This is a genomic window from Frankia torreyi (assembly GCF_000948395.1).
Taxonomy (GTDB): Bacteria; Actinomycetota; Actinomycetes; order Frankiales; family Frankiaceae; genus Frankia; species Frankia torreyi.
This window is the reverse complement of record NZ_JYFN01000037.1, coordinates 40,305-64,489: the sequence shown is the minus strand read 5'-3', so window position 1 is coordinate 64,489 and position 24,185 is coordinate 40,305. Positions and strand designations below refer to the sequence as shown.

General features: G+C 73.5%; 18 protein-coding genes and 2 pseudogenes. 8 read left to right on the top strand and 12 right to left on the bottom strand.

The genetic code is table 11. The features are described from left to right. Positions 1–38: 38 nt before the first annotated feature. The gene (locus FF36_RS20855) at positions 39–602 is read left to right on the top strand and encodes an SRPBCC domain-containing protein (protein ID WP_199865452.1); all 564 of its coding nucleotides are present in this window, start codon (positions 39–41) and stop codon (positions 600–602) included. A gap of 63 nt (positions 603–665) precedes the next feature. On the opposite strand, the gene FF36_RS35530 is transcribed toward FF36_RS20855, so the two are convergent. The 7 genes from FF36_RS35530 to FF36_RS20830 all read right to left on the bottom strand — a co-directional run bounded on the left by FF36_RS35530 (position 666) and on the right by FF36_RS20830 (position 13,508). Next, entirely contained in the window at positions 666–821 is a 156-nt protein-coding gene (locus FF36_RS35530) for a hypothetical protein (protein ID WP_157866927.1), read from the bottom strand. A gap of 52 nt (positions 822–873) precedes the next feature. Continuing rightward, a complete protein-coding gene (locus FF36_RS20850; RefSeq protein ID WP_242418102.1) occupies positions 874–2,307 on the bottom strand; it encodes an ATP-binding protein in 1,434 nt (477 codons plus the stop codon). Positions 2,308–2,491: 184 nt separating this feature from the next. Then, positions 2,492–7,585 carry an SDR family NAD(P)-dependent oxidoreductase gene (locus tag FF36_RS20845; RefSeq protein WP_242422682.1) on the bottom strand — a complete coding sequence of 1,698 codons (5,094 nt, stop codon included), beginning with the start codon at positions 7,583–7,585 and terminating at the stop codon, positions 2,492–2,494. A gap of 478 nt (positions 7,586–8,063) precedes the next feature. Next, positions 8,064–9,400: beta-ketoacyl synthase N-terminal-like domain-containing protein (locus FF36_RS38585; protein WP_277912958.1), on the bottom strand; the 1,337-nt coding region annotated here is incomplete at its 3' end. A gap of 117 nt (positions 9,401–9,517) precedes the next feature. Then, positions 9,518–11,119 (bottom strand): PfaD family polyunsaturated fatty acid/polyketide biosynthesis protein, encoded by a 1,602-nt coding sequence (locus FF36_RS20840; protein WP_044886813.1) that lies wholly within the window; start codon positions 11,117–11,119, stop codon positions 9,518–9,520. A 119-nt stretch (positions 11,120–11,238) separates the two neighbouring features. Beyond that, positions 11,239–12,582, bottom strand: a complete 1,344-nt coding sequence (locus FF36_RS20835; protein WP_236705663.1) for an SDR family oxidoreductase — start codon at positions 12,580–12,582, stop codon at positions 11,239–11,241. A 503-nt stretch (positions 12,583–13,085) separates the two neighbouring features. Then, positions 13,086–13,508, bottom strand: a complete 423-nt coding sequence (locus FF36_RS20830) for a TOBE domain-containing protein (protein WP_044886812.1) — start codon at positions 13,506–13,508, stop codon at positions 13,086–13,088. 563 nt (positions 13,509–14,071) lie between these two features. Here FF36_RS20830 and FF36_RS20825 point away from each other — a divergent pair. Then, positions 14,072–15,388 (top strand): acyl-CoA dehydrogenase family protein, encoded by a 1,317-nt coding sequence (locus FF36_RS20825; protein WP_044886811.1) that lies wholly within the window; start codon positions 14,072–14,074, stop codon positions 15,386–15,388. A 315-nt stretch (positions 15,389–15,703) separates the two neighbouring features. Here the strand turns inward: FF36_RS20825 and FF36_RS20820 are convergent, their stop codons facing one another. Further along, the gene (locus tag FF36_RS20820) at positions 15,704–16,183 is read right to left on the bottom strand and encodes a winged helix-turn-helix transcriptional regulator (protein WP_044886810.1); all 480 of its coding nucleotides are present in this window, start codon (positions 16,181–16,183) and stop codon (positions 15,704–15,706) included. 62 nt (positions 16,184–16,245) lie between these two features. Then, a pseudogene (locus FF36_RS20815) lies at positions 16,246–17,450 on the bottom strand (RNA-guided endonuclease InsQ/TnpB family protein). Positions 17,451–17,591: 141 nt separating this feature from the next. On the opposite strand from FF36_RS20815, the gene FF36_RS20810 reads away from it, so the two are divergent. The 5 genes and pseudogenes from FF36_RS20810 to FF36_RS41520 all read left to right on the top strand — a co-directional run bounded on the left by FF36_RS20810 (position 17,592) and on the right by FF36_RS41520 (position 21,665). Beyond that, a complete protein-coding gene (locus FF36_RS20810) occupies positions 17,592–18,125 on the top strand; it encodes a nuclear transport factor 2 family protein (RefSeq protein ID WP_044886809.1) in 534 nt (177 codons plus the stop codon). 74 nt (positions 18,126–18,199) lie between these two features. Further along, positions 18,200–19,651 carry a cytochrome P450 gene (locus FF36_RS20805; RefSeq protein WP_044886808.1) on the top strand — a complete coding sequence of 484 codons (1,452 nt, stop codon included), beginning with the start codon at positions 18,200–18,202 and terminating at the stop codon, positions 19,649–19,651. Between the two features lie 65 nt (positions 19,652–19,716). Further along, positions 19,717–20,317 (top strand): annotated as a pseudogene (locus FF36_RS20800) (HAD-IIA family hydrolase); the annotation flags it as partial. A gap of 1 nt (position 20,318) precedes the next feature. Next, on the top strand, positions 20,319–20,502 hold a 184-nt coding region (locus tag FF36_RS38580), incomplete at its 5' end, for an HAD hydrolase-like protein (RefSeq protein ID WP_242422677.1). A 296-nt stretch (positions 20,503–20,798) separates the two neighbouring features. Beyond that, positions 20,799–21,665, top strand: a complete 867-nt coding sequence (locus FF36_RS41520) for an arsenate reductase ArsC (protein ID WP_313954298.1) — start codon at positions 20,799–20,801, stop codon at positions 21,663–21,665. Here the strand turns inward: FF36_RS41520 and FF36_RS20785 are convergent. From FF36_RS20785 to FF36_RS20775, 3 genes are all read right to left on the bottom strand, one after another. Continuing rightward, positions 21,583–22,065: an SRPBCC family protein gene (locus FF36_RS20785; protein WP_044886805.1), complete on the bottom strand. Its 483-nt coding sequence runs from the start codon at positions 22,063–22,065 to the stop codon at positions 21,583–21,585. The genes FF36_RS41520 and FF36_RS20785 overlap by 83 nt on opposite strands. A gap of 159 nt (positions 22,066–22,224) precedes the next feature. Next, positions 22,225–22,572 carry a hypothetical protein gene (locus tag FF36_RS20780; protein ID WP_044886804.1) on the bottom strand — a complete coding sequence of 116 codons (348 nt, stop codon included), beginning with the start codon at positions 22,570–22,572 and terminating at the stop codon, positions 22,225–22,227. Between the two features lie 228 nt (positions 22,573–22,800). Then, positions 22,801–23,280 carry an MOSC domain-containing protein gene (locus tag FF36_RS20775; RefSeq protein WP_044886803.1) on the bottom strand — a complete coding sequence of 160 codons (480 nt, stop codon included), beginning with the start codon at positions 23,278–23,280 and terminating at the stop codon, positions 22,801–22,803. Between the two features lie 124 nt (positions 23,281–23,404). On the opposite strand from FF36_RS20775, the gene FF36_RS20770 reads away from it, so the two are divergent. Continuing rightward, on the top strand, positions 23,405–24,184 hold the full coding sequence (locus tag FF36_RS20770; protein WP_044886802.1) for an enoyl-CoA hydratase: 780 nt from the start codon (positions 23,405–23,407) through the stop codon (positions 24,182–24,184). Position 24,185: the final 1 nt, after the last annotated feature.

The window sequence follows — 24,185 nt, the reverse complement described above, 5'->3', positions numbered from 1 at the left end:
GGGCCTCGTGCGGGATCGGTCCGTGGGACGATGAGCCGGTGCTGATCGATCGCCCGTCCGGGGACTCGGCGGACAGCGCCACTGTCCCCGCCGAAGCGGGTTCCCCCCTGCTTCACGGGTCGTTCAGGCTGTCGCGCGTCCTGGCGGCACCACCAGGTCACGTCTTCACCGCCTTCGCCGACATCGCGCTGCGCAGGCGCTGGTTCCGCATCCCGGGCGAGCCGGGGACGAGCCGGCACGAGCTGGACTTCCGCATCGGCGGACACGAACTCGCCGGCGGTACCTTCGCCGTCTCCGGGGTGCCGGAGCGGATCGAGTACCACGCGCAGTTCCTCGACATCGTTCCCGACGAACGCATCGTCTTCACGTACACGGGCATTCTCGACGGCCAGCCCCGCTGGGCATCGCTCACCACCGTCGAGCTGGCCGCCGACGCCGCCGGCACCCGCCTGACCCGTACGGAACAGTACGTCTTCCTCGCCCTCACCGGCGACGGCCGGGACGACGTCGCCCACCTCGAAGGCACAACGCGGCTGCAGTTCAATGCCCTGGAGTCCGTGGTCGTGGGGCGGCCGGCGCGGTCAGGCGGATTCACGGCCTGACCGCGGGTCCCTTCGCTGTTCGCTCTCACGCGCGACCATCCGCTCGGCCCCCATCGTGAGGGGTCAGGGCGGGGGCATCCAGTCTGGGCGGCGGACCAGCTCCACGCCGATCAGCTCGATCCGGGCAGCGTCGTCGTCCAGGACCACCACGTCGCACAGGGCGTGGATGTTGTCGATCTCCCGGGCGGTGACGACGCCGCGGGCCTCACCGGCACCCACGATCCGGGAAACGGCAACATGGGTGGAACGGGTCTTCCGCTGGTGGCCTTGATTACACGCCGTCGGGTCTCCGCTGGTAGGTGGTGGTTCTCCCGCGGCCGCCGAGTTGGATGACCAGTCCGCGGCCGCGCAGGTTGCGCAGCGACCTGCGAATGTTCGGCGCGGACAGACCGAGTTCCTCGGCGAGTTCGCGGGCCGTTCTTCCCTGGCTGGTCAGGGCTTGGTAGACGCGACGCTCCGTGGCGCCCAGCTTGGGTTCGGCGGTCACTGCGGGCGTGGCGGTTGCGAACTGGTGGAGGACGACGGTGAACCGGATGCCGCTGTCGACGTAGTGGGCCGGTGGCAGACCGTGGTCTGCGAGCGCCTCGGTGACGGTGGGAATCCCGCTTGCGAGAGCTTCGATGACCCGAGCTCCGGTCTGCGGGGTACGGACGTGCTGACAGATCGCGACGAGCCTGGCGTTACGGGCCGAGGTCACGGCGTCGCGGCCAAGCCGGTCGACAGTGATGCCGTACAGGCCGCCGGGGTTGGCCACCACCAGACGGTCCCGGAGGAGCCGTACCTCGACGGCGAGCCCGGCGGACCAGTGGTCGAGGTCGCGGTGGATCAGAGCATTGGCGACCAGCTCGCGGAAGGCGACGAGAGGATAGCTGGGGCGGTCGTGGACCGTGCCGTCCGACTCGGCGACGATCGCGGTATCGAAGGTGCGCCGGGCCCACAGCAGCGCTGCGTCAAGCATCCGCGGGACAGGCCCGCTGATGGTCACCTGGTTGCGGGCCCGCGTGGCGGCGGAGTCCGTGGGAAGGGGCGCTGCGGCCGCTTGGATCACGTATCGGGGGAACCATTGCTGGGGGTGGGCCCCGAGGGCGAGGAGACCCGCGACGGTGGGCTGTCCGCCATCGATCGTCACTCCGCCGCGGCGCAGGAGCTCGGCATCATCGGCAAATCGGCCGAGTCCGGCCGGGTCGCGTTCGCGAACGGCGCCGAGGAATGCGTCGACGAGTTCGGTGTCCAGATCGTCGATGGTGGCGTCCTCGACGGGTGACCGATCGAACAGTGGTGCCTGGCGGGCAGCCAGGAATCCCTGTTCCTCCACCTCGGACAGGGCGTAGTCCCCGTCGTAGCTACGGAGGTATGCCGTGCCGGTCGCGGTGACGCGGCAGGGCTTGGACGACCGGTCGCACTCGTGCACCCGAGCAACCACAACCGCGGCGCCATCCACCTCCCCGTCGTCGACCGTGAGCCGGACCGGCGGTGTGAACGCCCGAGCCTTGGCGGCCAGACCCTGCTTGAGAACCTGCGGGTCGACGAGCCCGACCGGGCGGAATCCCGCCTGCTCGTCGAGCCCCAGGATGATGGTCCCGCCGCCAGGCTGGTTCGCCAACGCGCTCAACGTCGCGGTGAGTGAGACGGGCAACCCGCCCGCAGCGGACTTGACCTCCACCTCGGTGGTGTCGCCTCCCGCCACCCGCAGGCGATTGATCATTTCGGTCACGTCATGCGACACGGCCCAAATGTAACCACAGTGGAGTTACATTTCGCGGTAGCGGTTACATTTGAGTAGGCGGCATGTGGGCCCGGGGCGAAAAGCGGCCCCGGGCCGGTAGGCGCCGCCGGTCCGGGGGGCCTCGTGCGTTCAGACGCGACCCTTCCCCGATCGCCCCTGGGGGTCAGGATGAGGGCATCCAGTCGGGGCGGCGGACCAGCTCCACCCCGATCAGCTCGATCCGGGCGGCGTCGTCGTCCAGGACCACCACGTCGCACAGGGCGTGGATGTTGTCGATCTCCCGGGCGGTGACGACGCCGCGGGCCTGCCCGGTCATCAGGCCCGGCCGGTGAATGCGACACTCGCGAACGGCGACGGGCAACGCGCCACCGAGCACCCGCCAGGCCCACAGCCCGGCGAGCTGCATCCCGCCGTCGAGGCCGGCGACGTCGAAGTACCAGTCGTCGAGCCCCCAGGCCAGCTCCCGCACACCGACGACGGACCCCTCGGCGCCATGCTCCGACATCCCCTTGAGCCACTGGATCGCCTGGAAACGCGGGCCGTGGAACAGCGCGTCGCTGCGGTAGATCAGGTCCCGGCACGTCGACACCTCGGCCGCCTTCTCGGCGAGGCCGTCCGGGGTCGGCCAGGCTGACGACGGCACGGGCGCTGGCTGTGCGGCGTCGAGTTTGGCCTGGTAGTGGGGCATGCCGTCGGCGTCGTCGAGGCGCAGCACGGGTAGCGGCGCCGCGCCGGCACCGGCGGCGGACAGGTCACCGCCGCCCGGGGCCCCGGCCTCGGTCACGCTGACGTACAGCTCGTGCCCGGTGTCGGCCAGGTGCGGGAAGGCGATCTTGCGCAGGACCCGCAGGTCGCGCAGCACCATCCCGGCCTCGCCGTCGCCGCGCAGCGCGCGGGCCCCGCGGGCGAGCCAGTCCAGCGCCATCGCGAGCGGGAGCACGGCGATGTCGGCCGGGCTGTGGTCGGTCAGCCAGGGATGGGTGCGTTCGTGCACCGAGAGCTGGCCGAGAACTCGCCGGGCGGACGGTGCCTGCTCGCCGTCGGCCGAGGCGCCGAGTGCCTCCGGGCCGCCCGCGCCGAGCAGGATCCGCGGTTGCGTCCCGGCGCTGCGCGCACCCGTGATCTCGTCGACGAACGCCGCCGCGCCCTGGGCGACCGGGAGCGCCGGCACTCCGCGGCTGGCGAAGACCTCGGCGAGCAGCGGTCCGACCATCCCTCCGGCCCAGGGGCCCCAGGCGATCGATCGCACCAGACAGTCCGGATGCGTGGCCCGGTAGGTGCCCGCGACATGGTCCAGGGTCGCGTTCGCCATGGCGTAGTCGGCCTGGCCGGCGTTGCCGAACCAGCCCGCCACCGAGGAGAACAGGCACAGCAGCTCCACGGGGTCGTCGGCGAGCGCGTCCAGCATCGTCCACAGACCCCGCGCCTTCGTGTCGAACACCCGGTCGAAGGCGTCGTCGGTCTTGTCGACGAGCAGCTTGTCGGCGAGGGTGCCGGCACCGTGGACGAGCCCGCTGACCGGCCCCCAGTCCGCCCGGACCTCCTCCAGGGCACGGGCGACCGCGTCGGGGTCGCGGACGTCCACCGGCAGGTAGCGGGCCTGCGAACCGGCGCGCCGGAGGGCGGCGAGGGTGGCGTGCACCTCCCGCGCGGCCAGGATCTCGCGCGCCTGCGCCCGCAGCCGGGCCGGGCCGGCTGCCGCGTCGTCGCGGTCGGCCAGCAGCCGCACCAGCGACGGCTCGTCGGTCGCGGCCGCGAGCCCGGCCGGCTCGTCGAGCAGGGGCGTGCGGCCCAGCAGGACCAGCCGCGGCTGGCAGGTCCGGGCCAGCTCGATCAGGGATGCGGCCGTCACGCCGCGGGCGCCGCCCGTCGCGACGATCACCGCGCCGGGCGCGAGCCGAAGCGGGTGCGCGTCCGCCGGTTCCGGCGGGGCCGGCGCCACCCCCGCAACGAGGCGGGTGCCGTCGGCGCGCAGGCCGACGACCGGGGTCATCCCGCCCTGCCGCAGCTCGTGGGCGATGGCGGCGGCGAGCCGGGCCGGGTCGCGCCCGGCCCGTTCGCAGTCGATCGCCCGGACCGCGGCGTCCGGCCATTCCGCGGCCGCGGTGCTGGCCAGCGCGGCCAGCCCGCCGAGCCAGGCCCGCGTCCCCTGCCGACCGTCGAGGCCGAGATCGCCGCCGGTGTCCTGCACGGTGACGAACAGCCCACCGTGCACGGCCGGCGACGAGGCCATGGCCCGCGCCCAGCGGAAGGCGTCCCGCTGCCGGTCGAGGGCCTGCTCGACGGAGTCGACGCCCGCCAGCCCGCCGAGCAGGATCACCCCGCCGGCGTCGGCGGCCAGCCCGCCCGGTGCCCCGTCCGGCCCGGCGTCCGGCGGGCCGTCGGTGACGACCGCGCGGAGGCCATGCCGGTCGAGCTCGGCGGCGAGCGCGGACCCGAGGCCGCTGCCGCCGTCGACGATCGTCAGCGGACGCGCGCCCAGCCCGAGAGGAGCAAGCCCCGGGGCCATGACGGGCCTGACCTCCGGCACGAGCCGGGTCAGCGGCGGCCAGCCGGCGGCCCCTCCCGAGGAACCGGCCGGAAAGGGGGCATCGGCCGCCACGCCCGTCGAGCCCTGTGCCGAGGTGGCCGCCGCAGCCCCCGCCGGATCCCCGGCGGGGCGCTCGGCGAGGTCCGGGATGGCCGCGGCCGCCGCCGTGCCGGGGCCGGTCGGATCCAGCCCGGTCAGCCCGGTCAGCCCGGTCGACCCGCTCGCTCCGGTCGCTCCGGTCGCTCCGGTCGCCGCCGGTTGCGGCTCGTCGGCCCGGTTGCGCATGAGATCGACGACCTCGCCGAGGGTGCGCAGCGCGGTGAGCTGAGCCAGGGCGTCGCCCTCGCTGACGTCGACCGCGATCTCGCCGACGTGCTGACGCAGCGCGGAGAGGATCTCGACCTTCTTCAGCGAGTCGATGCCGAGGTCGCCCTCCAGCTCCATGTCCATCGCCAGCGCGGAGGCGGGGTATCCGGTGCGCTCCGCGACGACGTCGAGCAGCAACGCCTCCAGCTCCTCGACGCTGCGCGGGGGCGCCGGCGCCCCCGCGGCCTCGCCACCGGCCGGTGCCGGGGCGACGGCGGGCGAGCCACCGACCGGCTGATCAGCGGCAATGCCAGGTGCTGCGGCAACGGGCGAGACGGTGCCCTGCGCCACCACCGGCGGCACGGCGACCGCGGCGGAGGTGGGTGGCGCGATCGTCGAGTCGGCCACCGGCACCGCGGGCGGCGCCGCCATGGCCTGACCGGCCTGGGCCGGTTCGGCCGGCCGGGGCGTGGTGCTCGTCGGCGCCGCCGGCGCCGGGGGCATGGCCGACGCAGGCATCGCCGCCGCCGGCATCGCCGTGGCCGGCACCGCCGCCGCAGGTGGCGCAGGCGGGGCCGACGCTGGCAGCGCCGCGGGGTTCACCGTCGGCACGGCCGGCAGGTATCCGGGCGCCGGGGGCACGTCCATGGCGGGTGCACCGGCCAGCCGTGCGCACATGGCCTCCGTCGTGCGCAGGAACTCCACCTGTGCCTCGGTCATCAGGTGCTGGTAGGCGGCCTGGACCTGGGCGGTCTGCCGGTGTGCCTCGACGAAGGCGGCCCACCAGCCCGGCCCGGCGACGACATCGCCCACCAGCGCCGCATCGGGCGACGACGCCACCGCCGGCATCTCCGCAGTGGTGACCAGCCCGCCGGGGGACGGCGCCCTGGGCATCGGCTCCGCGGCCGGGGGAGCCGGCATGGGCTCCGCGGCCTGCGCAGCCGGCATCGGCTCGGCGGGCATCGGCTCGGCGGGCGGCGGTGCCGGTGTCGATGTCGATGTCGGTGTCGGTGTCGGTGTCGGTGTCGGTGTCGGACCGGCGACCGGCGGCGCGGCCGCCGGCGGTGCCGCCAGGGATTCCGCGGCCCGCGATGGTGCGCCGGGCTGCGTCGGCGGTCCGACGGTCGGTGCCGTCGGTGCTGTCGGGATCGCGCTGTCGACCGGAACCGGAACCGGGGCCGGCTGTGCGGCGGGGGCGACGGAACGCGGCGGGACGGCGACGTCGTCGGCTGGGGCCGGGGCCGGCACGGCCGGCGCGGCCACTGCGGCGGCGGACGCCGGGGAGGCGGGCGCGGGAGGCACGGACGCCGGGGAGGCGGTCGCGGCGGACCGGGCTGGGTGATCGCCGTTGGGCGATGGCTCGTCCAGCGGCGGCGGGTAGTTGCGGCCGTAGTTGGATCCGTCGATCCGCATCGTCATCACCGGCTTCCGGTGCCGCACGCCGGCGGGGGCGGGCGGCGGGTCGTCGAAGGTCAGCCGCACGCCCTGGACGGCGAGCTGGCCGAGCGCGGACTGCAGCGTGGCGTCGCCGTCCTGGCCGCGGCGGTCCAGGCTGATCGCGAGGTGCTCCCGGCCGTCGAGGATCTGGTTGACCAGGCCGGTGAGGGCCCCGCCGGGGCCCACCTCGACGAAGGTCCGCACGCCGTCGGCGTACATGGTCTCGATCTGGTCGACGAACAGCACCTGCGCGGTGAGCTGGTCGACGATCCGCTCCCGGATCAGCGCCGGGTCGGACGGGTAGGGCCGGCCGTCGGAGCCCGCGATGACCTCGCAGTGCGCCGGATGGATCTCGATGCCCTCGAGCACCTCGCGCAGCGGGTCGCGGGCCGCCGCGACCAGGGGGCAGTGGAAGGCGGTGGCCGTCTCCAGCCACCGCGTGGCGATGCCCTCGGCGGCGAGCTTGCCCTGCACGGTCTCCAGGGCCGCCGCCGTGCCGGACAGCACGAGCTGCCTCGGGGCGTTGTGGTTGGCCACCCAGACGTCCCGGTCGGGCAGCCCGTCGAGGGCTGCCGCAACGTCGTCGTGGGCGGCGACGGCGGCGAGCATCCGCCCGCCCGCCCGCTCGGTGGTGTTGCGCAGCAGCTCGCCGCGCCGGCGGGCGAGGATGACCAGCGATTCGGCGTCGAGGACGCCGGCGGCGCACAGGGCCGTCAGCTCACCGAAGCTGTGTCCGGCCACGCAGGGTGGGCGGACCCCGTAGCCGTCGAGGACGGCGAGCAGGGCCAGCGAGTGCAGCGCGATCGCCGGCTGCGCCCATTCGGCGGCGGTCAGCGTGCTCTGCCGGGCGGCGCGCTCGGCCTCGTCGAAGGTCGGCGGCGGGAACACCACCTCGTGCAGCGGTGTGCCGCCGAAACGCAGGCCGCCGAGGCGGTCCCAGACCTCCTGCGCGGCGGGGTAGCGCAGCGCCACGTCCGTGCCCATCCCGACGTACTGGCTGCCCTGGCCGGGGAAGAGGAACGCCGGCGGGGCCGCCGCCGGCGGCGGCACGGGCGGGATGCCGGTGCCGGCGGCGTCGGTCGGGGCCGCGTCGGTCGGGGCCGCGTAGTTCGGGACCGCGTAGTGCAGCCCACGGGGGTTGGTGAACGGCTCCCGCGGCCGCTGGCCGATCAGGTTGGCGGCCTGGTCGATCCGGGTGCCGAGCTGCTCGGCGGAGCCCGCGACCAGGGCGAGGCGGACCGGGCGGCGGGAGTCGAACTCGCGCCGGCTCGCCCGCGCGATCCCCGCGGTGGGTCGGGAGGTGTCGATCGCCCGCAGCGCGGCGACGATCTGCTCGGGCGTGTCGGCGCCGAACAGGACCAGCTCGCTGCCGGCGGCCCGCGGCAGGCGATGCCGCCGGACGAGGCCGTCGCCGGACTCGCCGGACTCGCCGGCCGCTCGGGACCCGCCGGCGGGGGCGGGNGCCTCCTCCAACGCGATGTGGAAGTTGATGCCACCGAAGCCGAAGCTGGACACCGAGGCCCGCCGCGGGTGGTCCGCCGGGCGCACCCAGGGGCGGCAGACGGTGTTGAGGTAGAAGGGGCTGGAATCGAGCGAGAGATCGGCGTTCGGCTCCGTCACCTTGATCGTCGGTGGCAGGGTGTGGTGGTGCAGGGCGAGCACGGCCTTGAGTAGCCCGGCCGCGCCGGCCGCCGACTTCGTGTGCCCGATCTGCGACTTGACCGAACCCAGCGCGCACCAGCGGTCGCCGGTGCGCTCGGCGTCGCCGAACACCTCGGTCAGCGCGGTGACCTCGGTGCGGTCCCCGACGACGGTGCCGGTGCCGTGCGCCTCGACGAGCCCGACCGTCTCCGGGCCGTAGCCGGCGTCGGCGTAGGCGGCCCGCACCGCCCTGACCTGCCCGCCCGGCGCCGGGGCGTAGATCGCCGCGCCCCGGCCGTCCGACGACGAGCCGATCCCGCGGATCACGGCGTAGATCTTGTTGCCGTCCCGGCGGGCGTCGTCGAGGCGCTTGAGCGCGACCATCGCGACGCCCTCGCCGAGCAGCGTGCCGTCGGCCTGCGCGGAGAAGGGCCGGCAGTCCTCTGTCGGCGACAGCGCCGGCGTCTTGCAGAAACTCACGAACGTGCACGGGTTGTTCAGGGCGTCGACACCACCACTGATGATCATGTCGGCGCGGCCGAGGACGAGTTCGTTCACGCCGGCCGACACCGCCGCCAGGGAGCTCGCGCAGGCGGCGTCCACGGTGTAGTTCACCGCGTGCAGGTTGAGCCGGTTCGCGACCCGGCCGGCGACGATGTTGCCCAGGCCGCCGGGCAGCGTGGCCTCCTGCCACTGCGGATAGTCCTTGAGGACGTGGTCGCAGGTCCGCCGGGCATCGGCGTCGGAGTAGCCGAGTTCACGCAGCGCCTTCAACCACATCGGACGACCCAGGCGCAGGTCGATCTCGCTGAGCAGCTCCAGGTTGCCGCTGCCGAGGATGCAGCCGATGCCGCCGCGGTCGGCGGTGTCGTACTCGTCGCCCAGGGCGTCGCGCAGCGTCTGGTCGGCGACCTGCAGCGCGAACAACTGCGCGGTGTCGGTGGCCGGGACGGTGCTCGGCGGGATGCCGAACTCGGCCGGGTCGAAGTCGATCGTCGGCAGGAACGAGCCGCGCCGCACGTAGGTCTTGTCGATCGCGGCCGGGTCCGGGTCGTAGTAGTCCTCGACCAGCCAGTGGGAACGCGGCACCTCGGTGATCAGATCCTCGCCGCGGACGATGGAGTTCCAGAACCCGGCGGCATCGATCGAGCCCGGCATGATGGCGCCCACTCCGACGACCGCGATCGGCGGTTGGGGCGGGGAGTCGGTTCGTCGCATTGTGTCCGTGTCTCCTTCCGGACCGGCCGGCCCTTTCGAGACCGACCGGCCGCGAGGTCAGCCGTCGGCGCCGAGCACCAGCCGGCGCGGCGGGAACTGAGCGACACCCACCGGCACCCCGAAGCTGCGCACCTGATGAGCGCGGGTGACCACCGCCGCTCCTTCGAGGAGGTTCAGGGCGATCTGGACGACGCTGCGCTCCGCCGCCTGTGCGAGGAAGCTGCCGCTGATCCACCGGTTGAACGCGCCCATCGCCGGACCGCACCAGATCTGGTAGTCGGTGCGCCGGCTCTGCTCGCCGGCGAGCGCCCACCGGCCGGAGTTCCCCAGATACCACCGGAACACCAGCGCCATCCGGTGCTTGGCATCGTGCAACGCCCGCTCCACCTGGCCGGGGTCGCGTTCGACCCAGTACGCGGCGGTGCGGGTCCACACGTCGTCCAGGGACATGCCGAACAGGTCGCGCTCCAGCTTCGCGCGCAGTTCGGGGGCGAGCTGTTCCAGGCTGTCGTGCCGGCGGTACGCCTCGAACAGCAGCCCGGCACGCGGCGCGAACATCGATCCGCGGCGCAGCACCTGCACCTTGGCGCCGAGTTCGAACATGTCCGCGGCCGGCGCCAGCGCCACGTCGGCCAGGTCGGCACCGGCGAGCATCGCCTTGGCGTCCTCGGACTGGCCGGACTCGACGCTGACCTGGTTCACCGAACCGGTGAGCACGTAGGCCGCGCCGAGCGCGAAGGCCGCCGCGACCGCCTGCGGCGTGCCCAGGCCGCCGGCGGCGCCCACCCGCACTGGCCGCGGGTAGTCGAAGCGGGCGACGACCCGGTCCCGCACGGCCTGCACGGCCGGGACCACGATGGCCATCGGCCGCCCGTCGGTATGCCCGGCGCTGTCGGCCTCGACCGTGATGTCCTCGGCGATCGGCAGGCCCGCCGCGAGCTCCGCCTCCGCCGCGGTGATCTGCCCGGCGTCGACCAGGGCACGCAGGATCTCCCCCGGCGGCGGCGACATGAACTGCTCGGCGACCTCGGGCCGGGAGATCTTCGCGAACACCCGGGTTCGGCGCTCCACCCGGCCGTCGGGCGTGCGGCGCAACCCCGCCGCCGCGCAGCGGACCACCGCCGGCGTGATCGACATGAACGCCGACGCCGAGACGCACGGAACCCCGTGGCGCAGCAGCAGGGCGGCGGTGGTGTTCTCCAGCGCCGGGTCGCCCGGCGAGTGCAGCAGGTTGACCCCCCAGTTCGGCTGGCCGGCGAGCGCGTCGGCCAGGGTGACGACGGCCTTCTCGATCCGGTCGAGTCCCAGCCCGCCCGAGCCGAAGAAGCCGAGCATCCGGGCGCGGGCCATCGCGGTCACCATCGCGGTCGTCGCGATGCCGGTCGCCATCTCCCCGGCGATGTAGGGGAAACGCACCCCGTGCGCCGCCGCGAACGAGCGGTCGCCAAGCCACTCCGGGTACAGGGCGGGCAGGATGCCCACCACCACCGGGGCGGCGGGGTCCCCGGCGCCGACGTCGCCGCCGAGACCGAGGCCGACGCCCCGGCCGGGCACGGCCAGCAGGTGCACCGGCTCCCGCACCGCGCGCACGCAGGCGGCAAGCTCCGGTCCGGTGAAGGCCGCCGGGTGCGGGCCCGGCCGCCAGGTCGGTGCCGTCACCGGCCGGCTGTCGGATCCATCCGGGTGGGGCCGACGCGCAGGCGGCCGGCGCAGCGCCGGCGCAGGACGGCTCCGGCGCTCCGGCGGGCCCGCGATGCGGGGCGGTCGAGGGGTGACGGTCATCGGCTGCTCCCACCCGGGGCGGATTTGATCTGGGCGGATTCGACCCGCGGCGCCGGGTCTGTCCGTGCGGCCGGGTAGGTCCGCGCGGCGGGGTCGAGAGGCGCGGCGGGATCGGCTCGTGCGGCGGGATCGGCCCTGGTCGTCGGGTCGTAGGCGGACAGGGCGCGGGCCAGCAGGTCGGAGGCGAGCAGGTCGCCCGGAGCCAGGTCCATCTCCGCGACGCCCAGGCCGGAGAGCAGGTAGTCCCGGTCCACCAGCGTCTCGGCGAGCCGCTCGCCCAGCGCCGTGCGGGTGCGGGTGTCGTCGAAGACGTGGCGATGGCGCAGGTACATGAGGAACCCGGGCACCATGCCGATGATCCGTTCCAGCGGCGTCGGGTCGGTCGGGGGCTGCTCGACGAGCTCCACGCGGACCGGCAGGAGGCTCTCCAGCAGGTCGATGGGCAGCGACACGGGCAGGTCGCGGCTGCTGACGATGTGATAGGTGGTCGTCGCGCCGGCCGGTGGGCGCCCGGCGAGGCGCACCATGTCCCGCACGGCGTCATCGACGGCCATCATGTTCCAGCGTGCCTGCGGGTCGCCGACGACCCGCACGGTCTGCACGGCCGGCTCCTCGGCGTCGACCAGGCCGCCTTCCACCGCCATCGAGGCGATCGTGAGCATGAAGCGGGCGACCGCCTCCAGGGTGTCCGACGGCAGGTCCGGATGCGGCGGGCGGTGGCTGACCAGGACGCTCGGCCGGAACACCACGACCGGCCGGCCGCTGTCGGCCGACCAGTCCCGGACCACGACCTCCGCCTCGTACTTCGATTGCTCGTACGGGCTGGCAAATCCCCACGAGGCGTCGAGCTGGTCCTCGTAGACGACCGGGTCGGGCCGCAGGCCGGCCACGAACGCCGTGCTCACGTGGTAGAAACGCGGCCGTCGCCCGCCCGCCGCCGCCAGCGCCAGCATGTTCCGGGTGCCGCCGACGTTGACGTGCTGCAGCTCGGTGAGGTCGCCGGCGAGCTTCGTCTGGGCGGCGCTGTGCCAGATGGCGTCGACGCCGTCCGCCACCCGCCGAAAATCGGCACGAGCGAGGCCGAGGAACGGCTCGGCCACGTCCACGTCGACCACCGAGACCCGGTGCGGGAGCTCGTCGACCAGCCGCGGGCTGGCCCCGGTGACCTGCAGGAACCTGGCGAGCCGGGCCGCGGCGTCCCCGGAGCCCGCATGGGCCAGAACCGTCAGCGACGCATTCCGCTCGAGAAGTTCCCGCACCAGATGCACACCCAGAAATCCGGTTGCCCCGGTGATTGCGATCTCCACGAGAATTCCCGCCTCCTGGTCGACGGCGGCCATCCGGCTTGTCCGCGGAAGCACTGCGGCCGAGCCGGGAAACCGCGCATTCTCCGCATACGTCGGGCCACTGATGGAATATGGGATGCGAAAGCGGTCACCCGGATTCGGTGACAGTACGTCGACGTCAGGGACGCGTATCGCGACCGCCGGGGGGGCATGCCGGTGCGATCCCCCGCACAGCGGGTGGTCAGGCCCTGCGTTACGGGGTACCCACCCTGGGTCGCAATAACAGTGCGTCCTTTTCCGAACCGCACCCGGACACCCGGATCGGGTGACTTCGCCAGGCGGCCAGGCGGCCAGGCGGCCAGGCGCGGGCCGCGGGCGGGCACCGCAGCCGAGCTGGCGGCAAGCGGCGGCGCGAGGGCAAGGGCTGCGGCGGCAGGCGGCAGGCGGCAGGCGGCAGGCGGCAGGCGGCAGGCGGCAGGCGGCAGGCGGACGCTACGGGCTGCCGAGGAGGCGCCGCGCGCCGACCGGCGGATGCGCCGGTCGGCGCGGAGGGCGCGTCAGACTGCGGAGAAGGAGACCTCGGTGGACTTGATCAGTGCGGTGACCGGCGTACCGGGCTCGAGCTTGAGCTCCTCGGCCGCCGCCCGGGTGATCGCCGCCGTGAGCTCCACATCCTTGCCGACCTTGATCCTCGCGACTGACATCGCACCGCCGGAGTCGAGTCCGACGAGCGTGCCCGCCAGCTTGTTCCGGATACTCAGTCCGGACACCTCGGTGGTCGCCACCGCGATGTCGGTCGACTTGATGAGCGCCTCCACGGCGGTGCCGATGCCGATACCGAGATCCTTGATCGCGTCCATCGTGACCGTGGCCGCGAGTGACTGGCCGCCGGGAATCTCCATGGTGACGGTTCCCATGACCGAGCCGCTAACTATCTCGGTAATAATTCCGGTGAATCGGTTACGAATACTAAGGATCATGAATCGACCTTATCTAGCTCATGTATCGGACGAGTTGCATGACGACGGTGTTACCCGAGTCACGCGGCCGTCTTCCGGCCGTTCGAGCAACGCTGCGACCGGCGAATACCCCCGGGCAGTCGGGTCACACTGGGGCCTATCGGACCGTCCGACCCGGCCAACTGGACCGCACCCACGGACCCTTCTTCCTACATCAGACCGCATCTGCGTTTAAATTGCTAGGATCTAACCGTAGATGCGGCTGAACGCCGGGCCGCAAGGTGGCCGCAACCCGCGGTCGCCTGCCCCGATGAGGAAGGGGCGGCGGATGTCCGCGCAGCTCAGCGCCACTACGACCGCGGCGCACCGCCTCGTCGCGCGTCCCGCTCCGGTGGGCGGCCCCTGGCATCCACCACCTACGGGCCACCCGGCGCCGGCGCGTATCGAGCTGTCAACAACAATGGCAACCGGCCGCCCGTCCCCGCAAAGAGCCGGAAACCTGCCGGTCAAGAGCCTACCGGCACTTCCGTTCCGGCCTTTGCCTGCAGACCCGACGCGAATTCCGAGCAGAGTAGGTATCTGACGTGTCCTGGAGCGGCTCCGCACACTCCCACGAAGAGACGACCGAGTGGCTCTCGCGAGTCGAGAAGGTCACTCCCGTCCTGGTCCGCCATCGCGAGCAGGCCGAACGGGAAAGGGTGACGCCGCCCGCCGTCATCGCCGCGCTGCGGGATCAGAATATTCACCGCATGTGGGTGTCCCCGTCCTTCGGTGGCGGCGGAGTCAGCGTCCGGACCGGTTCCGCCGTCCTGCAGGCCCTCGCCCGCGTCGACGCCTCGGTCGCCTGGCAGATGGGGGTGCAGGGAGTTATCTCCCGGATGTCGGACTACCTGCCGGAGCAGGTCGCCTGCCAGCTCTTCCAGGACAGCGACGGGCTCGTGGTCGGTGGGATCAACCCGTCTGGTCAGGCCGAGCCGGTGCCCGGCGGCTACCGACTACGGGGCCGCTGGTCGTTCGCGAGCGGATCCACGCACGCCGACTGGCTCGTCTGTGCCTCCCTGGTCACGGAGGTCGACCCCGCCGCGGAGGAAGGCCTCGTCCTGGCGCCCGACAGTGCGGGAGGCGGCCCCGCGGGAGGCGGCCCCTCGGGAGGCAGCCCCTCGGGAGGCAGCCCCGCAGCGGGCGGCCCCCCGGGCGGCGATCCCGCGGGTGGCGATCCCGCGACGGCGGCGACCGCGCGGACCCGGATGCTGTTCGTCCCCGCCGACGCGGTCCGCTTCGACGACGACTGGTTCACGACGGGCCTGCGGGGGACGGGAAGTGTCAGCTTCACCGTCGACGACCAGTTCGTGCCCGAGGAGTTCACCGTCGACGGCGGCCTGCTGCGCCGCCCACCGGCCGCCCGTCCCTCCCGCGGCTATCCCATCGCCTACTACGACTTCGGGCCGTTCACCACGGCGTCGACGATCCTCGGCATCGCCCAGGATGCGTTGAGCGCCTTCCCGGGCATCGCCGTGGGCACGGTCCCCGCCCGGGGGACGCAGACCCTGGGCTCCAGCCACACCGTCCAGGCCGGCCTCGCCCGCGCCGCCGCGCTGGTCCGCTCCGCCGAGCTGCTGCTGGAAGACGCCGCCAACCATGCCAGCCTGCGCTGCCTGATCGGCGGCGAGGAGCTGTCCGCGCTGATCAGGCTGGCCGCCGCCACCGTCGGCGAGAACACGGTCAAGGCCGTGGACAGCCTGCACAGCATGGCCGGCACCCGCGCGCTGGGCTCGGGCGGGCGGCTCGACCGCTGCCTGCGCGACGTCCACAGCGCGGCCGCGCACATCACCCTGTCGCCGATGAACTTCGAGATGGTCGGCGCCTACCTGCTGGGCGGCTCGCTGCTGATGCGGCGTTGACCGCGAGCCCGCCGGCCGGCGCGGCCTCCGGGTCGGGACGCGGCCGGCACCGGTTCCCGTGGCCGCCGTCCGTCCCGGGGCGCTCCGCCGGCCGGAACCGGCGAGCCGCGCCGAGGCGGCGCCGGCCGTACCCCCGGCGTCCGTCCACTGCGCCGCGGCCACCGTCCCGGCCGGGAGCCTCGCCGCGCCGGCCGGCCCGCGCCCGCGTGGCGCGGGCGGCTCAACCCGGCAGGAGCCTGGCCGGCACGTCGACAAGCCGCGAGCGGACGTCCTCGCCGGGCCCCTTCGCCTGCGGGTCCGACCGGGTCAGCCGGGTCAGTCGGGACGATCGGCGAGGAGGTCGGGGAGCACCATCGTCCCCGGCGCGCGCCGGCCGCCGAGGCCGGGCCGGGGGCGCACAGCGTCGGCGGTGACGGGCTCGCCGCAGGCGGAGCAGTGCACCGTGGGGATGAACTCCCGGCCGCAGCGGTCGTGCTCGAACCGGATCGGCGGGCCGCCTTCGGGCGTCGCCCAGCGATCCCCCCAGGCGGTCATCCCGAGGAGCACCGGGACGAGGTCGCGACCGGCGTCGGTCAGTTCGTACTCGAACCGCGGTGGACGATCGGCATACCGGACCCGCCGGACCACTCCGCCGGCGACCAGGTCGGCCAGCCTGGAGGTCAGCAGGTTGCGGGAGATCCCCAGGTCCGTGACCAGCTCGTCGAAGCGGCGGATGCCCAGGTAGAGGTCGCGCAGCACCAGTGGCGACCACCAGTCGCCCACCACCTCCAGAGTCCGGGCGAGGGAGCAGTGCATAGCCGCGAAGCTCGTCTGGCGCTTGGCATCCTCCCTCGCGTGAACACGGGGGATTCCAACTTCTACACATCCACCGGAGGGGGCGCGCAGTGTTGAGGTTCGCGGTTCACAGGCCGCCCATTGGCGTCGCCTCCCCGCGCAGTCACCCACGTGGTTGCCCACTGATGCCCCAGGGCGATGTTCCGTGCCGCGTTCACGTCGGCGTTCGCCTGACATCCGCAGGCCCGACAGCGGAAGACGGCTTGGTTCTCACGCGCCTCCCGATCCCGGGTCCCGCAGGTGTTACAGGTCTGCGACGTGTACGCAGGATTGATTTTCTCGACCCGGCCGGGGGCTTTCTGTTCCAACCGCCGGACCAGCAGCCCCCAGCCGTGGGCGAGAATGCTCCGGTTCAGCCCGGCTTTCTGCCGCACGTTCCGCCCCGGCGCGGCGACGGTGCCCCGCGCCGAGCGGGTCATGGTCCCGACCGGCAGAGCCTCGACCCGGATCAGGTCGTACCGGCGGGCAAGACCGGTGCTGGTCTTCTCGACCCAGTCCTTGCGCCGGTCGACCTCCCGGGCCTTCACCCGGGCGATCCGCGCGCGGAGCCGGGCCCGCCGGTTCGATCCACGTTTCGCTTTCACGAGCCGGCGTTGCAGGCGGACCAGCCGAGCCTGTTCCCCGGGCCGCAACCCGGGACAGTGCAGCGACTCCCCGCTGCTCAGCGCGGCCGACACGGTCACGCCCCGGTCCGCCCCGACAATCGTGCCGGTACCCGGCGCCGGGATCGGATCGGGCACGACCGCGAACGCGACATGCCAGCGGCCCGCCCGGTCCCGCGTCACCCGGTAGGAACGTGCATCCGGGACCGTCCGGGACCGGCGGAACCGCACCCAGCCCACCTTCGGGATCCGGACCTCGGACCAGCGGCGGTTCAGGGTACGCACATCCGCGGGTTTCACCGCGACAATCCGGAAACCCTCCGACCGGCCACGTTTCCGCCACGACGGCCTACGATGCGAACCCCGGAAAAATTCGCCATGGCCGTGGCGAAATCCCGCAACGCCTACTGCTGGACAATATGCGAACCAGCCGCCAGCCACGGATTCTCCCGACGCGCCTCGGTCAACTGGCGCGACTGCTCATTGTAGCCGGGGGCCGGGCCGCGGCGCAGATTCCACGACGACTGTTGCTCCGCGGCGAGGTTCCACACGTACCGCGCATGCCCGCAATGGTCCTCCAGCACAGCCGCCTGTTCGACAGTCGGACAAAGTCGGTAGCGGGACATGCCTCCATTCTACGACAAGGATATCGACCAATGACCCGAGCCTAGCGGGTTGCACTATTGAACTTACTGCCGCTAGCGTGGATCTCGCCGCGGCCGGCGCCACCGCCGGGACCCGCAGGTCCAGCGAAAGCAGGAGGGCCGATGTACCACCGCATCGTGGCGGGCAGGGTGCGCGCCGCCTTCGCCGCCATCAGCGCCGGCGACTGGGAGTCGATGATCGCCGGAATGGCGCCGACGTTCACCTACCGCTTCTACGGGGAACACGCGCTGTCCGGCGAGCGCCACACCGCGGCCGCGCTACGGCTGTGGTGGCAACGCACCGAGCGGCTGCTGCCCGGCACGACCTTCCAGGTCGACGACGTGCTCGTCGCCGGATGGCCCTGGTCGACCCGCATCGCCACCCGCGTCACGGTCGACGCCGGCCTGCCGGACGGCTCCCGCTACGACAACGTCGTTATGCAGTTCATGCGGATGCGCTGGGGGAAGATCACCGAGGTCAGGACCCTGGAGGACACCGCGGTCCTGGCCCGGACCCTCGACCGGCTCGCCGCCGCCGGCATCGCCGAGGCACATGCGGCCCCGATCACCGACGCGGCAATCACCGACGCGGCCGCCGCCACCCCGGCGGTGGCGACGCCGGCTGTGGCCACGCCGGCCCGCCCCCGGCCGAGGTGACGTCCCGCTCACATCTGCCTCGCATCCCGGCGGGCCACCCTGACGAGGGTCGGGACGTCCGAGGAGGTAGCGAAGTGACCGTGTCAACTGAGCATCCGGCTGTGCGGGTGGCACCACGCCCGGCGGCGGAGGTGCCCGGGCCGGCCGGCAATGGGCTGGCGGCCCTGCGCCGGATGCGGTCCGATCCCCTCACCCGGTTCCTCGACCTGCGCCGCGCCTACGGCCCGGTGGTGCATCTCGCCGCCTGGCCCGTGTCGGCCTACCTGGTCAGCGACCCGGAGGCGATCGCCGACGCCCTGGTCGGCGGCCACCGTGCCTACGCCAAGGGGGCGGCGCGGCGCGGTCGCGGCGGGCGCCTGACGGTCGTCCAACCGCTGTCGCTCCTGCTTGGCCGGGGGCTGTTGACCAGCTCCGGGCAGACCCACCGCACGAACCGGCGGCTCATGCAGCCGCTGTTCCACCGCCAGCGGATCGCCGGCTACGGCGCGGCGTTCGCCGCGATCGCCGACTCCACCGCCCGCCGTTGGCGCGACGGCCAGCGCCTCGACGTCCACGCCGAGATGTCCGAGATGACGCTGGAGATCGTCGCGCGCACCCTGTTCGACGTGCCGCTCGACGACGCCCTGATCGAGGTCGTCCGCACCGCGCTGCACGAGAACATGCCGGCGGCGGGTCGCCGCGTCCTGCCCGGCTTCACCGCCGCCGAGCGGCTGCCGCTGCCCGCCTCCCGCCGCCGGCGGGCCTCCCGCGACGCCCTCGACCGCATGGTCTACGGCCTGATCGCCCGGCGGCGGGCGGCCGGCGCCACCGGCGACGACCTGCTCTCCCTGCTGCTGTTCACCCAGGACGCCGAGACCGGTGCGCGGATGGACGACACCCAGGTCCGCGACGAGGCGTTGACGCTGCTGCTCGCTGGGCACGAGACCACGGCAAACGCGCTGTCCTGGACGTTCCATCTCCTCGGCGCCGACCCACAGGCCGAGCGGGCGTTGCAGGCCGAGCTCGACACGGTGCTGGGCGGGCGGCCCCCGACGATCGACGATCTGCCCCGGTTGGAGTACACCCAGGCGGTGCTGCAGGAAGCCATGCGGCTCTACCCGCCGGTCTGGGCGATGGGCCGGCACCTCACCGAGGACCGCGAGGTCGGCGGGCACCTGCTGCCGGCCGGTTCCACGCTGCTGTTCAGCCAGTGGGTGGTGCACCGCGACGAGCGCTGGTGGCCGGACCCGGACCGGTTCGATCCGACCCGCTGGCTGCGCCCCTGCGCGGCGACAACCGACACCGACACCGACACCGAGGCGGTGCCCGAGCGTCCACGGTTCGCCTACTTCCCGTTCGGTGGCGGTCCCCGCCAGTGCATCGGCAACACGTTCGCGCTGGCCGAGGGGGCGCTGGCGCTCGCCGCGATCGCCCGGCACCGGTCGCTGCGGCCCGTGCCCGGCCTCGATGTCGTCCCCCATCCGCTGGTCACGCTGCGCCCGCGGGACGGGCTGCCGATGACCGCACATTCCCGGCGGCCGAGCTGACCGGACCGGTGCGCGCCGCCCCCGCCGGCCGGCGGGGGCGGCGGACTCGGTAGCGTCTCGGCGGCATGGAGCGCATCCGGACCGTGCTCATCGACATCGACGGCGTGCTGACGGTGTCCTGGCAGGCGCTGCCCGGCGCGCCCCAGGCGCTGGACCGGCTGCGGGCGGTGGGGCTCGGCGTCGCGTTCGTCACGAACACCACCTCCCGCGACCGGGCGTCGATCGCGGCGACGCTCGCGGCCGCGGGCTTCACGGTCGACCCCGGCGAGGTGTTCACCGCGCCCGCCATGGCCGCGTCCTACCTGCGCCAGCACCACCCGGCCGCCCGCTGCCACGTGCTCACCAGCGGGGACATCCGCGCCGATCTCGAGGGGGTGGCGCTCAGCGTGCCCGGCGAACGGCCGGATGTCATCGTGCTGGGCGGTGCCGGGCCGGAGTTCAGCTACGAGGCGATCAACCAGGTCTTCGCCTGGGCGACGGACGGCGTGCCCCTTGTCGCGCTGCACCGCAACCTGTTCTGGCGCACCAGCGGCGGCCTCCAGCTTGACACCGGCGCCTACCTGCACGGTCTGGAGCAGGCGCTCGGCCGGCCGGCGGTCGTCGTCGGCAAGCCGGCGGCGGAGTTCTTCGCCACCGCGCTGCGCGCGCTCGGTTCGCGGCCCGCGGNGGCGGTCATGATCGGCGATGACGTCGAGCACGACGTGCTCGCGGCCGCCCGCCATGGACTGACCGGGGTGCTGGTCCGCACCGGCAAGTTCCGGTCCGACACCCTCGCGGCGGCCTCCGGGCGTCCCGACCACGTCATCGACTCGTTCGCCGATCTCCCCGCGCTGCTCGACGGTCTCGGCTGAGACCGGCCGGCGCGGTCGTCGGCCGGTCTCCGCCGCTGCTGCGGGTTTCACCCATGACAGCCCGGCACGTCCCTGTAAGATGGGATGAATGCCTGAAATTCATGCGTGGACACCACGGACCGGCGACAGCGCGCGGACGCCTTCGGGCAGCGCGGGTCAGCACCGGGCGAGACACCCGTCCATGCGGCCGGCGGCAGGGGCGCCGTCACCGTCGGGTCAGCCTGCGGGGGGTTCCGCTGGTCCGATCGGCGGCGCCGTTCCTGGCGCGCCCCGCATCTTCTGACGCCGTGGCCCCGATGACCGGGCGCTCGCCGTCCGACTCGATGTCCATCAATTCGACGTCCATCAATTCGACGCCCGTCGACTCGTTGTCCGTCGACTCGTTGTCCGTCGACTCGTTGTCCGTCGACACCGCCCCGCTGCGACCCGCCCAGCCCATGGTGCCCATGCAGCGCCCGCCCGAGGTGCTGTTCGTGTGCGTGCACAACGCGGGACGCTCACAGATGGGTGCCGCGCTGCTCGACCAGCACGGCCGCGGCCGGGTTCAGGCCCGCTCCGCCGGCCCCGCGCCCGCGGCGACCCTGCATCTGCCGGTGGTCGCGGCCATGGCCGAGGTCGGCATCGACCTGTCCGGAGCCTGCCCGACCCGGCTCACCGACGACGCCGTGCGCGCCGCGTCGGTCGTCATCACCATGGGCTGTGGCGACACCGTCCCGATCTACCCGCACACCCGGTACCTCACCTGGGAGCTCGACGACCCGGCGGAGAAGCCCCTCGAGGACGTCCGGCCGATCCGGGACGAGATCGACTCCCGGGTGCGCTCCCTGCTGTACAGCCTCGGGGTCGCCGCCCGGGTCGGCCTGCTGCGCGACCGGCCCGACCTTGACCAGCCGGGCAGTGATCGGCTCGACCTTGACCAGCCGGGCCGCGACCAGCCGGGTCGGGGTGCGTACCAGCCGTCCGGCGGCCCGACCGGCCCACGCCGCCTGCCCGCCGCCCCGCCCCGGCCGCGCCCGCACCGGACCGCCTCGACCACCGGTCAGCCGACATCGCCCGGTCCTGACCGCGCGGCGCCGGGGGTCAGCCGGCCGACGCCGCGACGACGCGGGCCAGGTTCTCCAGCGACTTCTCCAGGGACGCCACCGGGACGACCGGCCAGGTGATCCGGGCCTTCCACCGCTCGGGCGACCCACTCCAGTCGCAGTAGGACGTCACGTCGGTGGTGGTCGCGTCGACGGGGTCGAGCAGGTAGCCGTAGACGTGACCGACGTTCGGCATGCCGACCCCCGCGACGCCCCATTCGAGCTGCGCGTCCCGGCTGAACCTGGTGACCGTGTTGATCACCTTGTAGCGGCCGAGGGGGACGTCGCCGAGCGGCTCGCGGTCCATGTCCATCTCGAAGGTGTCGCCGACCTGCTCGAGGCGCTTAGCGTCGACCGGGGCGACGAGCATCCCGGAGCCGTCGATGCGCACATGGCCGTGCGGATCCGTGATGAGCGCGAAGATCTCGCTCGCGGCGGCCGGCACCCGCCGCTGGACGGACACACGCTCGGAGTCGGACATCGGCATCCTCCACGGATCACCCGGGCCAGCGACTGCTCGCTGCTGGTGACGCTGGTCCAGCGCCGATCCCTGTGTATGCCGCCTTGGTACCCGGGGACAAGCGATTGCCGGCGCCCCGGCTCGGCCCTTCGGCCCGCGCCACCGCGGCCCGTCCGGCCGCTATTCGGCGGCGATCCGCCCGACGTGGGCGACGGTGCAGGTCAGCTTGGTGTCGCTGGGGACGTCCGCGCCCACCGGCCGGACCGTGAACGTCTTGCGGGCGCCGGAGTCCACCTTGAACAGCGACGCCAACCCGCTTTCGATCTTGCTGTCGTTGGCCTTGACGTCGACCTGGATGACGTAGTTCGACCGCTTGGACGAGCCGTTGTTCACCTCGCCCGTCACCACCGCCCGGTGGTTGTCGGGGTCGCGCTCGCAGCCGGTGATCCGGACGTCCGCCGCCGCGCCGGACCCGTCGGAGGAGCACCCCGCCGCAACCGCCCCGAACCCGACGGCACACCCGAGCACAAGGCCACCCGCGAGGAGCCGCCCGGGCCGCCCGGCGGGCCGCGCACGGCCGGACGGCGGGACGGCCCGCGATCTCAAAGCGCCGGAAGCACGCGAAGACGACACCGCCTCAGCCTACGGTCTCGCTCCGCGACGAACACGACGCTGTAGGTTTCGGTCCTGTCGCCTCCCCGACTGCCCGGCACCGACTTCCCGGCGTCCCCGGCATCGACGACTGATCCGGGCTGTTCAGCCGGTGAACAGCGGGACGATGGCGGCGCCGAGCTCGACCGTGCCTCCGCGCATGACGTCCGCCCGCAGGCCGCCCCGCTCGGCGAGGGCCCGCCACAGGCCCGGGCGGTCGAGCAGGCGTTCGAGATAGCCGCACGGCGGGCACGGCCGCGCGCCGTACAGCACCACATCCCCGACGCGGAACGCCCTGCCGATCAGATCCGGCAGGTCGATCCCCTCGGTCACCAGGTTGCGCCGCGTCTCGTGTTCGGCGAGCGTGACCCGACCGTCGTCGACCACGGCACGGATCGCCTCCCGGGCGATCAGCGTCACCGCCCGCCCGGAACCGCCCCACGCGGAGTAGGTCCCGGTGCCCGCCGCGTAGCGGTCACCGTCCAGGCCCTGGCCCTCGATCACCCGCACCCGGGAGCGGGCCCGCATCGCCGCGCCGCGGCCGGCCGCGGTGTAGATGCCGACCAGGCGACCGCCACGGTCCATGCGGGCGACGCTACCCTCCCACGGACACCCGCGCGGTCGCCTGTCGCGGCGGCCACCGCCGCCACCGGCAGCACCGCAGGTGGGAAGGGTCGCGGCTGCGACACCGCTGGGAAATACTCCTCGAATGAGTGAGATCCTGATCGCCGAGACGCTCGGCACCACGCGCCTGATCACCCTGAACCGGCCCCAGGCCCGCAACGCGCTCGGCGGCGGGCTCGTCACCGCGCTGTATTCGGCGTTAGTCGCCGCGGACGAGGACCCGGACGTGCACGTGGTCGTCCTGACCGGCGCGGACCCGGCGTTCTGCGCCGGCGTCGACCTCAAGGAGGCCGCGCGGGATGGCAAGAAGTACTTCGACCAGTTCGAGGGCACCAACTGCGTCGGCCAGGTCGCGCGGATGCGGACCCCGGTCATCGGCGCCGTCAACGGGCCGGCGTTCACCGGCGGCCTGGAGATCGCGCTGGGCTGCGACTTCCTCATCGCCTCCGAGCGCGCCGTGTTCGCCGACACGCACGTGCGCGTCGGGGTGCTGCCCGGCGGCGGGCTGACCGCGCACCTGCCGTTGTTCGTCGGCGTCGGCAACGCCCGGCGGATGTCGATGACCGGCGCGCTCGTCGACGCCGCCGAAGCGCTGCGCATGGGGCTGGTCACCGAGGTCGTGCCGCACGGGGAGCTGCGCGATCGGGCGCTGGCGGTGGCCGCGTCCGTGGGCGAGGTCGACCCGCGGATGATGCGCGGGCTGAAGAAGGTCTACGCCGACGGCATCGCCACCTACACCGGCCCGGCGAGCGCCGCCGAGGCGCGCGGCACGATCGAGACCCCGCCGGCGTTCGGCGAGATCGAGCAGCGCCGGGTCGAGGTGATGGCCGGCAACCGGGCGCGCCTGGGCGCCGACCACGGCTGAG